This is a genomic window from Rhodanobacter sp. UC4438_H5 (assembly GCF_052978405.1).
This window is the reverse complement of the sequence record NZ_CM129672.1, coordinates 1,659,907-1,674,052: the sequence shown is the minus strand read 5'-3', so window position 1 is coordinate 1,674,052 and position 14,146 is coordinate 1,659,907. Positions and strand designations below refer to the sequence as shown.

Here is a 14,146-nt window from a genome sequence, read left to right as displayed (position 1 = left end):
CTGTGTGAGTACCATTTGATATAGAACGAACGGTCGTGCTATTTTTCCGCCATGACACTCGCAACCCGCCCCGGCAAGCGCACGGCCACCCGCGACACCATCCTCGATCATGCCTATGCGCTGGCCCGCCGCGACGGGCTGGAAGGCCTGTCGATCGGCGGCCTGGCCAGCGACGTGGGCATGTCCAAGAGCGGCGTGTTCGCCCACTTCGGCTCGCGCGAAGACCTGCAACTGGCCGTGCTCGACACCGGCCGCCAGCGCTTCGTGACCCGGGTGCTGCTGCCCGCGCTGAAGCAGCCGCGCGGCCTGCCGCGGCTGCGCGCGATCGTGGCGCACTGGTTCGAGTGGAGCCGCGAGCACCAGAGCGGCTGCGTGCTGCTGTCGGCCGTGAGCGAGTACGACGGCCGCGACGGCGCGCTGCACGACGGCGTGGTGCGGCAGCAGGCCGGCTGGCGCGACGAACTGCAGAAGGCGATCGCGCAGGCGGTGGAACTGGGCCACCTGCGCAGCGACACCGACGTCGCCCAGCTCGCCTTCGAGATCTACGCCCTGATGCTCGGCCTGCACCACGACGCCGGGCTGTTCGGATTCGACGAAGCCGGCCAGCGCACCCGCGCGGCCTTCGAGCGCCTGTGGCGCAGCTGGCAAACCTGAGGCGAGACCCATGTCCACCGTCATCGAAAAAATCAGGCTCGGCACCGTGCGCACCGGCTTCGTGCTGGGCGGGCGGATCGCGCCCGGGCGCACCGTGAACCGCGCCGCGCGCCTGTTTGCCACCCCGTTCGCCAGCAGCCGCAGCCGCGCCGAAGCCGTGCAAGGCGACGCGGACATGCGCCGCGGCGAGTTGCACGTCAACGGCGAAACCATCGCCACCTATGTCTGGGGCGATCCCTCGACCCAGCCGTATGCGCTGCTGGCGCACGGCTGGTCCAGCTTCGGCCTGCGCTTCCTGCCGTGGGTGGCGCGCTTGCGCGCGCTGGGATTCGCCGTGGTCACGTTCGACCAGCCCGGCCACGGCCACAGCAGCGGCACGCTGTGCACGCTGCCGGAGTTCACCGCGACCATCCACGCGATCGGCGAACATTACGGCAACGCCGCGCTGGCGGTCGGCCACTCGCTGGGTGGCGCCGCTGTCGTCTTCGCGCAGGACGAGAGTTGGCATGCGCGGCGGCTGATCCTGGTGGCGCCGGCGGCAGACATGAAGGCCGCGGCCAGCCGTTTTTTCCGCTTCGTGCGCCTGGGCGAACACTTGCAACAACCATTCTTCGACTGGCTGCTGCGCCGCACCGGCGTCAGCGTCGAACAACTGCAGGTGCATCGCCACCTGCCCGCGCTGGGCCAGCCCGTGCTGATCGTGCACGACCTCGATGACACCGAGGTGCCGTGGGGCGAGGGCGAGCGCTACGCCCAGTACTGCTCCGGCGCGCGGCTGTACACGACGCAGGGCCTCGGTCACCGCCGCGTGCTCGATGCGCCCGAGGTGATCAACGCGGCGTTTGCTTTCCTGCGCGGGGAAACGGTGGGCGCGCGCGTGGTGGGTTCGCCGAACCTCTTCTGCGACCAGGCCTGAGCCACGCCTGCGGCGGCGTGATCGCTACCATGGCGTGTCCTTGGGCAAGCGCCGCTTCCGCGCCACCGGACGGCGCGCTATTCGCCGCTTGTCAGCCCTGGTCCGGTTTGCTGAGCAGTACCGGGCCGGTGCCATCGGTCTGCAGCGCACCCTCGGCAATGGCATCGCCGGCGTCTTGCCCCGGGCGGTGAACCCATGGGGCGGGCGTGTACGGCCCGGGAACGTAGGTCTGCCAGACCGGCACGGTATCGGCGTGGCGCGATGACTCGACGTGGAAATCTATCGGGACGCGAGCCGTCCAGTCCGATCTGGCGGCCAGCTCGCCGGTGGTGGGGACCTTGAAAGTCCACTTGCGCGCCGCCTCCAGCGCCGCCTCGGCGAAGGCACGGCGGTATCTGCGCGCCAGAACTTCGGCCCCGGGGCTGCCAAGGTTCACCTGTTCGGCCACGGCATCGGCGACGCGGCCGCTGCGGTCCACGCGCAGCACCACGTACACGGTGGCGTCCACGCGGGCCTTGGCCGGGGCGGCGGGGTAGATCGGCATGACCCGCTGGCTGTCCGCATATCGCAGCTCGTTGGTGGGCACGGGGTCGTCATCGCCGAACGTCGCGCCCGTGATGCGAGCCGCATAGCGGCCCTCGGACAATTTCTTGACCACGACGCGGACATGCATGCTGGCCTTCGCCACCACCGGTTCGCCATGGCGCAGCACGGGCTGAAAGCGCCACTTCAACGCGGCCTTGCGCACCATCTCGGCGATGGGACCGTACTTCTCGGGCTCATCGATCTGCGTGGTCCGCACCGAGCCATCCGTGGTCACCACGATGCTGCCGTCGATGACGGCGGAGGATTCGAGATCCTTGACCGAGCTGGCCTGCGCGACCACCGCGACCAAGGCAAAGATGGCCGCGAATATCACCTTCTTCATGCGTGCATTCCTCCAGTGCGTTTAAGTTGCCTGGCGCCGCTCCCTGCCGCGGTCCGTTACCCGTTCGCCTTGGTCGGCGCGCCGATGGCGTCACCTGTCTGAGCCGAGTATGTCGGCAAAACGTGGTGGCAGCCACCACGTGGGGCGCCGCCGGATGCCGGAGGAACACCCCGGCGCGCCTCGCATCAGGCTGACCCCGTCCAAGCCCTTGATGCCGATTCCCACTAGAATCGAACGGTTCAAGCACACGATGTCCGGAGTTGCCATGAGTTCCCCCGCCAAGCACGTCCCCGCCAGCGTCCCGCAGACGGAAACCACCCCACTGCGGTTCGTCACCGCGGCCAGCCTGTTCGATGGCCATGACGCGGCGATCAACATCATGCGGCGGATCATCCAGAGCCAGGGCGCGGAGGTGATCCACCTCGGCCACAACCGCTCGGTCGAGGACGTGGTGCGCGCGGCATTGCAGGAGGATGCCGACGCGATCGCCATGTCGTCCTACCAGGGCGGCCACGTCGAGTACTTCAAGTACATGGTCGACATGCTCAAGGAGAAGGGCGCCAGCCATATCCGCGTGTTCGGCGGTGGCGGCGGCACCATCACCCCGGAAGAGATCAGGGAGCTGGAAGCCTACGGCGTGGAGCGCATCTACCACCCCAACGACGGCATGAAGCTGGGCCTGGTGGAGATGATCGAGGACGTGATCCGCCGCGCGCAGCAGGGCCGCGAGTCGCGCCTCACCCAGCGCGAGGCGGCCAGCCACGCCACGCCCGACGTCGACGACGAGATCAGCATCGGCCACGTGCTGACCAGCCTGGAAGGCGGCAGCTACACCGACGCCGAACTCGACCGCCTGCGCAAGCAGTGGAAGCTGGCCGGCAAGCACACGCCCGTGCTCGGCCTCACCGGTACCGGCGGCGCCGGCAAATCCAGCGTGGTCGACGAACTGCTGCTGCGCTTCCTGCACGCCTTCCCCGACATGCGCATCGCGGTGCTGGCCGTCGATCCCACCCGCCGGCGCTCCGGCGGTGCCCTGCTGGGCGACCGCATCCGCATGAACTCGCTGCGCAGCCATCGCGTCTACATGCGCTCGATGGCCACCCGCCGCCAGCACGCGGCCACCAACACCGTGCTGCACGACTGCATCGACTTCCTCAAGAGCCAGCCCTACGACCTGGTCATCGTCGAGACCGCCGGCATCGGCCAGAGCGATTCGGAGATCGTCGACCTGGTCGATTTCCCCGCCTACGTGATGACCAGCGACTACGGCGCCGCCAGCCAGCTGGAGAAGATCGACATGATCGACTTCGCCGAGCTCATCGTGCTCAACAAGTTCGACAAGCGCGGCGCCGAGGACGCCCTGCGCGACGTGCGCAAGCAGTGGAAGCGCAACCGCACCGCGTTCAACGTGAAAGACGAGGACGTGCCCGCGTACCCCACCATCGCCAGCCAGTTCAACGATCCCGGCATCACCTGGATGTTCGCCAACCTGTGCCGGCTCATGCGCGAAAAGCTGTCGCTGCCCGCCGACAAGTGGACCCCCAACCTCGACACCACCCTGAAAGAACCCCGCGCCACCGTGCTGATCCCCGGCCCCCGCGTGCGCTACCTCGCCGAAATCGCCGAGCAGGGCCGCGCCATCAACAAGAGCATCGAGACCCAGGCCGAATACGCCAGCAAGGCGCAGCACTACTACGAGGCGTTGAAGGAACTGGGCGACGACAAGCTGCCGCGCCCGCTGGAGTTGTATCGCAACGCCGATTTGCATCCCTCTCCCTCCGGGAGAGGGATCGAGGGTGAGGGTACGGCCGGAGCGCGAGACTCCACCCCGGTCCCGCACCCTCACCCCCAACCCCTCTTCCAAGGGGAGAGGGGAGAAAGCGCCGTCGACCGCTCAATCCTGCTCCTCCGCCAACGCTACAACGCCGCCCTCAAGGAACTCACCCACGAAGCCATCCACCAGCTCCGCGAATGGCCCGCGCTCTACGCCTCGGTCACCGCCGACGTCAACGAATACAAGGTCCGCGACAAGGTCATCAAGGTCGACAACTACCGCGAATCCCTGAGCCACCAGAAGATCCCCAAAGTCGCCCCGCCCAAGTCGAAGGACTGGGGCGAACTCCTCACCTTCCTCGGCAAGGAAAACCTGCCCGGCCACTACCCGTACACCGGCGGCGTCTACCCGTACCGCCGCAGCGGCGAAGACCCCACCCGCATGTTCGCCGGCGAAGGCACGCCCGAGCGCACCAACCGCCGCTTCCATTACCTGAGCCAGGGCGGCGCCGCCACGCGCCTGTCCACCGCGTTCGACTCGGTCACCCTGTACGGCGAGGACCCGGCGCCGCGCCCGGACATCTACGGCAAGATCGGCAACTCCGGCGTCAACATCGCCACCCTGGACGACATGAAGAAGCTCTACTCCGGCTTCGACCTCAGCGCGCCCAGCACGTCCGTATCCATGACCATCAACGGCCCCGCGCCGATGATCCTGGCGATGTTCATGAACACCGCCATCGACCAGAACGTCGAGAAGTACCTCAAGGAAGACGACAAGCGTTGGGCCGCCGCGCAGCAATACATCGACAAGCTGTACGCCAACACCCCGCGCCCGCAGTACCACGGCGAGCTGCCCAAGGGTAACGACGGCCTCGGCCTTGGCCTGCTCGGCGTCTGCGGCGACGAGCTGGTCGACGCGGAAACCTACGCGCGCATCAAAGCCGACACGCTGACCAAGGTGCGTGGCACCGTGCAGGCCGACATCCTGAAGGAAGACCAGGCGCAGAACACCTGCATCTTCTCCACCGAATTCGCGCTGCGCATGATGGGCGACATCCAGCAGTACTTCGTCGACCACAAGGTGCGCAACTTCTACTCGGTGTCGATCAGCGGTTACCACATCGCCGAAGCCGGCGCGAACCCGATCAGCCAGCTCGCCTTCACGCTGAGCAACGGCTTCACCATCGTCGAGTACTACCTCGCCCGCGGCATGAAGGTGGACGACTTTGCGCCCAACCTCAGCTTTTTCTTCTCCAACGGCATGGACCCGGAATACACCGTCATCGGCCGCGTCGCCCGCCGCATCTGGGCCCGCGCCATGCGCGAGCGCTACGGCGCTTCTCCGCGCAGCCAGATGATGAAGTACCACATCCAGACCTCAGGCCGATCCCTGCACGCGCAGGAAATCCAGTTCAACGACATCCGCACCACGTTGCAGGCGATGTACGCGCTGTTCGACAACTGCAACTCACTCCATACCAACGCCTATGACGAAGCGATCACCACGCCCACCGAAGAAAGCGTGCGGCGGGCGGTGGCGATCCAGATGATCATCAACAAGGAGCTCGGGCTGAATTTCAACGAGAACCCGTGGCAGGGGAGTTACGTGGTCGACACGCTGACTGACCTGGTCGAGGAAGCGGTGTACAAGGAGTTCGAGGCGATCAGCGAGCGGGGCGGGGTGCTTGGGGCGATGGACACCATGTACCAGCGCGGGAAGATCCAGGAAGAGTCGATGTATTACGAGCACAAGAAGCATGATGGGTTGTTGCCGTTGATCGGCGTGAATACGTTCCTGCCGAAGGATCATGGCGGGGAGATTGCCACCGAGATTGAGTTGATTCGCTCGACGGAGGAGGAGAAGGGGGCGCAGATTGCCAATGTGCGGAGTTATGGGGAGGCGCGGAATGCGCTGGCCTCCGACAGTCTCAAGGTGCTACAAACGACGGCGCGGGAGCGGCGGAATGTGTTCGAGCAGTTGATCGAGGCGGTGAAGTACAACTCGTTGGGGCAGATCAGCCATGCGTTGTATGAGGTGGGGGGGGAGTATCGGCGGAATATGTAGGACACGCCGTTGGTGCATTAGGGGTAACAGGTTCGATGCCAGGCAGGTGTATATGCTTGGCGCAGAAAATTCGGGGGAGCGATGAGCATAGGAAATCGAATCCTGAAGGGGATTCTCGACGAGTTCACAGATTCCTTTGGAATCAAGAAATTGGATGAGGCAAAGCAGTTCGAACGCCTTGTCAATTACGCTCTTCTTTCTAAGATCGATCCGGATGCATTCTCTGATCCGAATGTGTTCGAGCAGGTCGACGTAGACGGCGGCAGTACCTTTGGTCTGGATGCCTTCGCGCTATTTATAAACGATGCCCTCGTTGCTAACGAGGATGACATTGAAATACATCGAAAAGCTCGCCGGATGGATGTACGTTTTGTATTCATACAAACGAAGCGTTCCTCTTCCGTTGATTCCGGTGATCTGCTGAAGTTTGTTGCCGCTGTCCGCAACCTTTTCGCTGAGAATCCGTCCATCCCATTGACGGATGAGTTGATAGAAGCCCGGCGGTTGATCTCTGAGGTCTTCCGGGTCGAGAACGCGCGCCTGTTCGGCTCCAAGCGGCCGCGTTGCGAGCTTTACTACGCGACGGGTGGAGGTAAACCGACGGATGAGCTATTGCCAGGGCTTCTCAAGGCTCAGGAGGAAGCGCTTACGGATGCTGTCCAGGAAGTCGGTGCCGCCACAATTAAGCTAGTCGACGCTGATTACATTATTGATGCCTACAGTGAAATCGAGAATCGCTTTCGCGTGAGTATAACACTAGAGAAGAGTGTTCCTTGCGACAACATTGAGGATGTGGTTCAGGCGTTTATTGGTTTTTTGCCGGCACAACAGTTCTTAAAGTTAATTGAAAGCTCGGATGGTTCACTGAGAAAACACGTGTTCTACGAGAACGTCAGAGACTTTCAAGGAGACGATAACACTGTTAACAATGAGATAGCACACACGCTCGCCGATCCAGTGATGCTCGATAAGTTCGTATTGCTGAATAATGGTGTCACTGTTGTTGCGCGCGAGTTTTCAAACATACGTGCCACCGAGTACGAGATTGGCGACTATTTCGTTGTGAACGGGTGTCAGACCAGTCACATGGTCTATCGCCATCGAGATGCCGTACGAGAAAATGGTGCGCTTAAGATTCCTGTCAAGATCATTCACACAAATAGCAATGACCTAATTGCGAAGATCATCCGTTCCACAAACCGACAAACCCCGGTTCCTGATGAGGCATTCGTTTCGCTCGACAAATTCCATAAGCGACTACAAGAATTCTACAGAATATTTCCGTCTGATCCGCAAGACAGACTTTTCTACGAGCGCCGTTCGAAGGAGTATTCATCGGTCAGTGACGCCGCTATCGAGCGCCCTCGAATCGTGAATCTTCACTCGCAAATCAGGTCTTTCGCATCGGTGATGATGGGCGAACCGCAACTCGTGATGAGTAATAACCCAAGCACTATTCTTCGGGAGCATCGAACTAGGCTCTTCGTGGAGGATCATAAGTTTACGCCCTACTACTTGTCCGCGCTGCTGTTGTTTAAGTACCACGTCCTGCAATCGCGAGGCAGAATAGACGGGCGCTTCAACTACGCGCGATATTGGCTTTGCTGGCTGGCGCGGATGACTATGGACATGCGAGTCGATGTTGGCCCGATGAACTCCGGGAAGACCGACGAGCGATGTGAGCAAATGGTTGCCAGACTCTCGGACGAAGAGTTTTGCGTGCGGCTGTTTGCGGCGGCGATAGAAACCTTCGAGCATGCCCGCACAGGTTTCACCTCGAACAATATTGTTAGAAAGGGCGAGCTAATCAGGCTTAGGCAGTTTCGCGATGAACTCAGGACGCATATGCAGCGGGAAATTAGTGCTGCAGATCGTGCGCGGACGCCGGCTTCATGAAAAAAGGTGTCGACAAAAAAAGGGTCAGGTTCATTTTTCCAATGTTTCGGGTGGCTTCGGTGGCCGGCCGCGCGGTCGGACGCTGACGGCCCGCTGGGTTAGTGCTTCGATCTGTTGGCGGAAACGGTCGCTGCCCCAGGCACGTTGTTGCGAGCTAAAAAAGGGGTCGAGCTAAAAAAGGGGTCTAAAAAGGGGGTCAGGTTCATTTTTCCAATGTTTCGGGTGGCTTCGGGGCCAAAAAAGGGGTCAGGTTCATTTTTCCAATGTTTCGGGTGGCTTCGGTGGCCGGCCGCGCGGTCGGACGCTGACGGCTCGCTGGGTTAGTGCTTCGATCTGTTGGCGGAAACGGTCGCTGCCCTAGGCACGTTGTTGCTGGGTGCAGAATAAAGGGGACGTGGCTAATTAAATCTCGTCCCTCCGGAATAAGGGGACGGAGGCTGAGGTTTCCCCACGTTTTCATGCCGGCACACCCATCTGATCGAGTAGCGCCGGACTTGGCTTTCGTATCTGATTCATGAGTTCGACGAGCCTGGCGTTTGACCATCGTCGCACCAGCGCCTCACGACCGAGTCGCATGATCGAGTACAGCCGTCGTTTGGCTCGACAAGGTGTCAGCCACTGATCGATACCTGCGGTTTCGCAGGCCATGCCCACCAGCCAACTGGCGAAGGCTGCCATCGTGTGGAGCAGCAACAACACTTCGATGCGCTTGCACAAAGCATGGGGTCAGGTCTAGCATCGTAGCATTCGCTGCACAAAGCATGCAAAGCATGCAAAGCACAAAGCACAAAGCATGGGGTCAGGTCTAGCATCGTAGCATTCGCTGGAGTAGGCTCCGCGGCATGGCTCGACCCGTTCGCCTTGAATTTGGTGGTGCGCTCTATCACGTGACGGCACGTGGTGATCGCCGGGAGGCGATCTATGAGGATGACGTGGATCGTGCGCAGTTTCTTGAGGTGCTCGGCCAGGTGGTCGGGCAGTTCAATTGGTGTTGCCATGCGTACTGCCTGATGAGCAATCACTACCATCTGGTGATCGCGACGCCGGATGGCAATTTGTCAAAAGGGATGCGCCAACTCAATGGCGTGTTCACGCAATGGAGCAATCGCCGTCACCACCGCACGGGCCACCTGTTCCAAGGGCGCTACAAGGCGATCCTGGTCGATGCCGACAGCTATCTACTGGAGTTGACCCGTTACGTGGTGTTGAATCCGGTGCGTGCGCACATGGTGGACTCGCCCGCAAAGTGGCCGTGGAGCAGCTATCAAGCCATTACGGGTGAGGTGGGCGCGCCAGCTTGGCTGGAGACGGATGGGCTTCTTGCGCAGTTTGGAACACGCCGTGCCCGGGCCGTGGCAGCGTACGAGAAGTTCGTGCACGAGGGGATGGAAGGCGAGTCGATCTGGAAACATCTGAACCGCCAAGTATTCCTCGGTGACGATACTTTTGTCGCTGCTTCACACCAACGAGCCGGGCAGCGGCCGGACGACATCAACATTCCGCGTGCTCAGCGTCGGCCACCGGCACCGCCGCTAAAGGCGATTGCGAAAGCCCACCTGGATCGTGATGCCGCCATGCGGGCGGCGTGGGCCACCGGTGAATACAGCTATACGCAGATTGCCGCCTATTTCAACGTGCATTTCACCACGGTCGGCCGCATCGTCCGCGGGGCCGTCTAGATGTCCGAATGCAATGATGCCAGGCCTGACCCTTTGCTTCCCCAGTCGGATTCCGGGAGCCGACGATGATCAAGCTGATCGCAGTCGAACCAAAAGAGCGGTATCAGCTGTTGCTACGTTTCTCCGACGGTGCCTCGGGCGTGTTTGACTTTTCCAGGTTCGTTGAGGCGGACACGGAGATGACGGCGCCGCTGCGTGATCCGGCGTTCTTTGCACGCCACTTCATCGAGCTTGGTGCACTGGCTTGGCCGAACGGGTCGGATTTCAGTGCGGGATCGTTGTATCGGCGGCTGCAGGATGAGGGGAGGTTGGTGCGGGGGAAGAAGGTGGTTCAAAAAGGGGTTCACTTACAATCGTTTGAATCGTCGTGGGACGACCGCTGCCTCTTGTTCGCTTGAGGCTATTGAAGCAAGCTCGGCGGAGCTTTCTCGAAAAAAGGGGTCAGGTTCATTTAGTCCCGATTTTTCGCGGCTTGGGGGGTCTGCCGCGAGGCCTGACGCTGACTGAGCATTGGGTCAGTGCTTCGATTTGCTGTCGAGAGCGTTCGCTGCCCCAGGCGCGCTGCTGCTGAGTGTGTTGGCGAAGGTCGTCGAGATGCTTTTCTTCCACGAGTTCATCGACCAGCGCGCGGTAGGCGGCTTGTCGTGTGGCAAGTGTGGTGGCCAGCAGCATGTATTGTTGGTGCGGCGTGATGAGCGGCGCTGGTTGTCCCATCGCGTTGTGGTGGTGGCTCGAAGGGTAGTCCGCGGGATCGTCGGTCATGTGGGCCCTGACGGGATTGAGCTCGATGTAGCGATAGCAGGTGAGCAGGTACCGGTCGGTATCGACCAGTGCTGCCTTGAAGCGTCTTTCCCACAAGGTGCCGTGCGCCGGTAGCGTGCATTGAAACTGCCGACGTAGCGGCGGCCTACCGCTTGCATCATGCGGGAGATGGCTCCGGTGGTGGCCGGTGTCACCAGCAGGTGGACGTGGTTTGTCATCAACACGTAGGCGTGGATCGCACAGTCGTGTCTGGATGATGCTCCACGCAACTCCTGCAGATAGCGCAAGTAGTCGGCTTCTCCCGCGAAGCAGGCTTGGCGGTCATTGCCTCGTTGAACCACGTGTTGCGGGATGCCGGGAAGATCGATACGGGGCTAGCGCGCCATGCCGTGCTTCCTGCGTTGGAGCGGATCAGGTTGCATGGCTGTTGAAACGAGTGCTGCCGGGAGCGCGCGCGTGGCGCACTTCCATACGGCTCAATCTGGCGTAGGAAATGAACCTGACCCCTTTGGGCGCGAGTACCCCTGCCGCATCAATGACCGCGACCGTGGAAGTGGCTGGTGCCGGCGCCGACGGAGATGCTGATGCCGCCGCTCGGCTCGTCGCAGCTGCCGAAGGCCTTGGTGACGTTGACCGTGCCGGTCTGGTAGTTGCCGCTGAAGCGGCTGCCGCCGGCCACGCCCATGCCGACGCTGCCGTGGACTTGTGGCTGGTTGTAGGTGGAGTCGTCGCAGTCCGCCCGCGCGTCGCGGGCGACTTCGGTGTTGCCCAGGCGTCCGCTGGTGTCGCCGTAGTAGACGCCTGGCGGGTCGCGCGGTGGCGTGGCGGCGACGCTGTCTGCGGTGCGCGTGCGGGGCGTGGTGGCGGGAGCGGGTGTCGTGGCGTCGTTCGCAGGTGTGACCGTGGTGCTGCTGGCGGCTGGCAGTTCGCCGGTCGGGAGTTTGAGATTCAGCGGCTGGGTTGTGCTCTGCGCCCATGCCGGCGCGGCCAGCAAGGTGGCCAGCAGGGCGGGGAGAAGGCGGGGGACGTTCATGCGGACTCCGGGGTGATCACGTATCCAACGCGCGAGGCCGCGTCGGCGTGTACATCCCTGTTGGAAAGGCGGCGCGCCGACAAGTTCCGGGAGGCGTCACGACCTGTCTGTCGTAGGAGCCCGCTTGCGGGCGATGCTTCTGACGAAGTCGCCCAAGAGCATCGCCCGCGAGCGGGCTCCTACGGGTGTTCGGTTCAGCCGGTGGTCTCGATGCGTTCGACGCGGCGCAGGCCGCGCGGCAGCAGGTTGCCGCGGGTGGCGCGGTTGCCGCCGTACTCGACCAGGTCGGCCCACTTCAGGGTGAGCTTGCGCGCGCCGGCGTACAGGGTGACCTCGCCCTTGCCTTCGGCGACGACCGCCACGCCGGCCACGCGCTCGCCCTCGGCCAGCTGCTTCTTGGGAATCTCGATCAGCTTGTTGCCCTTGCCCTTGTCCAGTTCCGGCAGTTCGGCCACCGAGAACATCAAGAGATGCCCTTCGCTGGTGACCACCACGATGCGGTCGCGGGCCGGATCGGCGCTGACCTGCGGCGCCAGCACTTTCGCGCCGTCGCTGAGCGAGATGATCTGCTTGCCGGCCTTGTTGCGGCCGGTGAGCGATTCAAAACGGTTGACGAAGCCGTAGCCGAAGTCGGTGGCGAGGATCAGCCGCGTATCGTTGTCGCCGGCGACCACCGCGTCGAAGCTGGCGCCCGCCGCCGGGCTGAAGCGGCCGGTCAGCGGCTCGCCATTGCCGCGCGCCGAGGGCAGGGTGTGCGCGGGCGTGGAGTAGGCGCGGCCGGTGGAGTCGATGAACGCGACCTGCTGCGTGGTGCGCGCCTTCACCGCGGCGAGCAGGCCGTCTCCCTCGCGGTAGTTCAGTGCCTCGGCGTCGATGTCGTGGCCCTTGGCGGCGCGCGCCCAGCCCTTCTGCGAGAGCACCACGGTGACCGGTTCGCTGGCCACCAGCGCGCTCTCGTCCAGCGCATGCGCCACCTCGCGCTCGACCAGCGGCGAGCGGCGTGCGTCGCCGAACTTCTCGGCATCGGCGCGCAGTTCGTCCTTGATCAGTCCCTTCAGCTTGGCCGGCGATTTCAGCAGCACGTTGATGCGCGCGCGCTCCTCCTCGAGCTGGTCGCGCTCGGCATTGATCTTCATCTCCTCCAGCCGTGCCAGCTGGCGCAGCCGGGTTTCGAGGATGTAGTCGGTCTGCTCCTCGCTGAGCCGGAAGCGTGCCATCAGCACCGGCTTGGGCTCGTCCTCGCTGCGCACGATGCGGATGACTTCGTCGAGGTTGAGGTAGGCGGTGTGCAGGCCTTCGAGCAGGTGCAGGCGACGGTCGACCTTGGCCAGGCGATGTTCCAGGCGCCGGGTGACGGTGCTGGTGCGGAAGCTCAGCCACTCGGTGAGGATGCGCTTGAGGTCCTTCACCTGCGGCCGGCCGTCCAGGCCGATCATGTTGAGGTTGACGCGGAAGCTCTTCTCCATGTCCGTCGTGGCGAACAGGTGCTGCATGGTCTCGTCCGCGTCGACGCGGTTCGAGCGCGGCACGATCACCAGCCGGATCGGATTCTCGTGATCGGACTCGTCGCGCAGGTCCTCGATCATCGGCAGCTTCTTCGCGCGCATCTGCGCGGCGATCTGCTCGAGGATCTTCGACGGGCTGACCTGGTGCGGCAGCGCGGTGATCACGATGTTGCCCTCTTCGCGCTGGTACACCGCGCGGGCGCGCACCGAACCGCCGCCGGTCTGGTACATCGCCAGCAGGTCGGCGCGCGGGGTGATGATCTCCGCCTCGGTCGGGTAGTCCGGCCCGCGCACGTGCTCGCACAGGTCGGCGACGCTGGCGTCCGGATCGTCCAGCAGGCGGATGCACGCGGTGGCCAGCTCGCGCAGGTTGTGCGGCGGGATGTCGGTGGCCATGCCGACCGCGATGCCCATCGAGCCGTTCAGCAGCACGTGCGGCACGCGCGCCGGCAGCCAGCTCGGCTCGTCCATGGTGCCGTCGAAGTTCGGCACCCAGTCCACCGTGCCCTGGGCCAGCTCGCCGAGCAGCGCTTCGGCGATCGGGCTGAGCTTGGATTCGGTGTAGCGCATTGCGGCAAAACTTTTCGGGTCGTCCGGCGAGCCGAAGTTGCCCTGGCCGTCGACCAGCGGGTAGCGGTACGAGAACGGCTGCGCCATCAGCACCATCGCCTCGTAGCACGACGAATCGCCGTGCGGATGGAACTTGCCGATCACGTCGCCGATGGTGCGCGCGGACTTCTTCGGCTTCGCGGTGGCGGCCAGGCCCAGCTCGCTCATCGCGTAGATGATGCGCCGCTGCACCGGCTTCAGGCCGTCGCCGACGAACGGCAGCGCGCGGTCCAGCACCACGTACATCGAGTAGTCGAGATAGGCCCGCTCGGCGTATTCCTTCAGCGGGATCTGTTCGTAATTGGCTTGCAGGTTCATGGAGT

The 14,146-nt window shown here is 63.2% G+C and carries 11 protein-coding genes; 6 read left to right on the top strand and 5 right to left on the bottom strand.

Annotated features, from left to right (window positions below):
• The first annotated feature begins 51 nt into the window (after window positions 1–51).
• Window positions 52–654 carry a TetR/AcrR family transcriptional regulator gene (locus tag ACVCL9_RS08020; RefSeq protein WP_447098496.1) on the top strand — a complete coding sequence of 201 codons (603 nt, stop codon included), beginning with the start codon at window positions 52–54 and terminating at the stop codon, window positions 652–654.
• A gap of 10 nt (window positions 655–664) precedes the next feature.
• Complete coding sequence (locus tag ACVCL9_RS08015) at window positions 665–1,570, top strand: alpha/beta hydrolase (protein ID WP_447098497.1); 906 nt, start codon at window positions 665–667, stop codon at window positions 1,568–1,570.
• Window positions 1,571–1,661: 91 nt separating this feature from the next.
• Here the strand turns inward: ACVCL9_RS08015 and ACVCL9_RS08010 are convergent, their stop codons facing one another.
• On the bottom strand, window positions 1,662–2,498 hold the full coding sequence (locus ACVCL9_RS08010; RefSeq protein ID WP_447098498.1) for an energy transducer TonB: 837 nt from the start codon (window positions 2,496–2,498) through the stop codon (window positions 1,662–1,664).
• Window positions 2,499–2,763: 265 nt separating this feature from the next.
• On the opposite strand from ACVCL9_RS08010, the gene ACVCL9_RS08005 reads away from it, so the two are divergent.
• The 4 genes from ACVCL9_RS08005 to ACVCL9_RS07990 all read left to right on the top strand — a co-directional run bounded on the left by ACVCL9_RS08005 (window position 2,764) and on the right by ACVCL9_RS07990 (window position 10,312).
• On the top strand, window positions 2,764–6,339 hold the full coding sequence (locus ACVCL9_RS08005) for a methylmalonyl-CoA mutase family protein (protein WP_447098499.1): 3,576 nt from the start codon (window positions 2,764–2,766) through the stop codon (window positions 6,337–6,339).
• Between the two features lie 81 nt (window positions 6,340–6,420).
• Window positions 6,421–8,235 carry an AIPR family protein gene (locus ACVCL9_RS08000; RefSeq protein WP_447098500.1) on the top strand — a complete coding sequence of 605 codons (1,815 nt, stop codon included), beginning with the start codon at window positions 6,421–6,423 and terminating at the stop codon, window positions 8,233–8,235.
• Window positions 8,236–9,077: 842 nt separating this feature from the next.
• Window positions 9,078–9,914 (top strand): transposase, encoded by an 837-nt coding sequence (locus tag ACVCL9_RS07995; protein WP_447098501.1) that lies wholly within the window; start codon window positions 9,078–9,080, stop codon window positions 9,912–9,914.
• 65 nt (window positions 9,915–9,979) lie between these two features.
• Window positions 9,980–10,312, top strand: a complete 333-nt coding sequence (locus ACVCL9_RS07990) for a DUF2442 domain-containing protein (RefSeq protein ID WP_447098502.1) — start codon at window positions 9,980–9,982, stop codon at window positions 10,310–10,312.
• Between the two features lie 49 nt (window positions 10,313–10,361).
• Here ACVCL9_RS07990 and ACVCL9_RS07985 read toward each other — a convergent pair whose 3' ends face one another.
• The 4 genes from ACVCL9_RS07985 to parC form a co-directional block, all read right to left on the bottom strand.
• The gene (locus ACVCL9_RS07985; protein ID WP_447099534.1) at window positions 10,362–10,772 is read right to left on the bottom strand and encodes a transposase; all 411 of its coding nucleotides are present in this window, start codon (window positions 10,770–10,772) and stop codon (window positions 10,362–10,364) included.
• Window positions 10,673–11,017 carry a transposase gene (locus ACVCL9_RS07980; protein ID WP_447098503.1) on the bottom strand — a complete coding sequence of 115 codons (345 nt, stop codon included), beginning with the start codon at window positions 11,015–11,017 and terminating at the stop codon, window positions 10,673–10,675. The genes ACVCL9_RS07985 and ACVCL9_RS07980 overlap by 100 nt, the downstream gene beginning before the upstream one ends.
• A 191-nt stretch (window positions 11,018–11,208) precedes the next feature.
• On the bottom strand, window positions 11,209–11,709 hold the full coding sequence (locus ACVCL9_RS07975; RefSeq protein WP_447098504.1) for a hypothetical protein: 501 nt from the start codon (window positions 11,707–11,709) through the stop codon (window positions 11,209–11,211).
• Between the two features lie 194 nt (window positions 11,710–11,903).
• Window positions 11,904–14,141, bottom strand: a complete 2,238-nt coding sequence (gene parC, locus ACVCL9_RS07970; RefSeq protein WP_447098505.1) for a DNA topoisomerase IV subunit A — start codon at window positions 14,139–14,141, stop codon at window positions 11,904–11,906.
• Window positions 14,142–14,146 lie beyond the last annotated feature (5 nt).

Bases quoted from the DNA above. Each gene is read 5' to 3' on its own strand.
- ACVCL9_RS08020 (WP_447098496.1), top strand. From the start codon at position 52: ATGACACTCGCAACCCGCCCCGGCAAGCGCACGGCCACCCGCGACACC.
- ACVCL9_RS08015 (WP_447098497.1), top strand. From the start codon at position 665: ATGTCCACCGTCATCGAAAAAATCAGGCTCGGCACCGTGCGCACCGGC.
- ACVCL9_RS08010 (WP_447098498.1), bottom strand. From the start codon at position 2,498: ATGAAGAAGGTGATATTCGCGGCCATCTTTGCCTTGGTCGCGGTGGTC.
- ACVCL9_RS08005 (WP_447098499.1), top strand. From the start codon at position 2,764: ATGAGTTCCCCCGCCAAGCACGTCCCCGCCAGCGTCCCGCAGACGGAA.
- ACVCL9_RS08000 (WP_447098500.1), top strand. From the start codon at position 6,421: ATGAGCATAGGAAATCGAATCCTGAAGGGGATTCTCGACGAGTTCACA.
- ACVCL9_RS07995 (WP_447098501.1), top strand. From the start codon at position 9,078: ATGGCTCGACCCGTTCGCCTTGAATTTGGTGGTGCGCTCTATCACGTG.
- ACVCL9_RS07990 (WP_447098502.1), top strand. From the start codon at position 9,980: ATGATCAAGCTGATCGCAGTCGAACCAAAAGAGCGGTATCAGCTGTTG.
- ACVCL9_RS07975 (WP_447098504.1), bottom strand. From the start codon at position 11,709: ATGAACGTCCCCCGCCTTCTCCCCGCCCTGCTGGCCACCTTGCTGGCC.
- parC (WP_447098505.1), bottom strand. From the start codon at position 14,141: ATGAACCTGCAAGCCAATTACGAACAGATCCCGCTGAAGGAATACGCC.